This window comes from Methylobacterium sp. D54C (genome assembly GCF_053345595.1).
The window spans coordinates 1-342 of the sequence record NZ_JBKFAK010000143.1; the positions used below are offsets into that span (position 1 = coordinate 1).

The window sequence follows — 342 nt, forward strand, 5'->3', positions numbered from 1 at the left end:
CCACGAGCCGGGCCCAGGCGGCCTGGACGCAGGTGTTGAGGGTGAGGTGCGCGGCCCGGGCGCGGGCGAGCAGCCGCCCGGCGGCGGCCGGCGGCACCCGGTGCCGGACCTCGCCGTGATGCCGGACCTCGCCGTGATGCCGGACCTCGCCGTGATGCCGGACTTCGCCGTGGCCGGGCGGGCGCTGTCCGTCGCGGGCGCCGGGCGTGCCGGGCGGGTCGAAGGTGTCGGCGAGGCGGGTGGGGGCGTCGAGGCCGGCGAGGGCGTCCTGCCAGAAGCGCTCGGCGGCGGCCCGCGGCTGGCGGGCGAGCCAGGCGAGGTAGTCGGCGAAGCGTCCTGTGA

1 protein-coding gene is annotated in these 342 nt (G+C 79.8%); it reads right to left on the reverse strand.

Translation table 11 applies throughout. The annotated features are described in order from the left end of the window. A partial coding sequence (locus tag ACLBYB_RS32895; protein WP_447701390.1) for a hypothetical protein occupies positions 1-342 on the reverse strand: 342 nt, incomplete at both ends.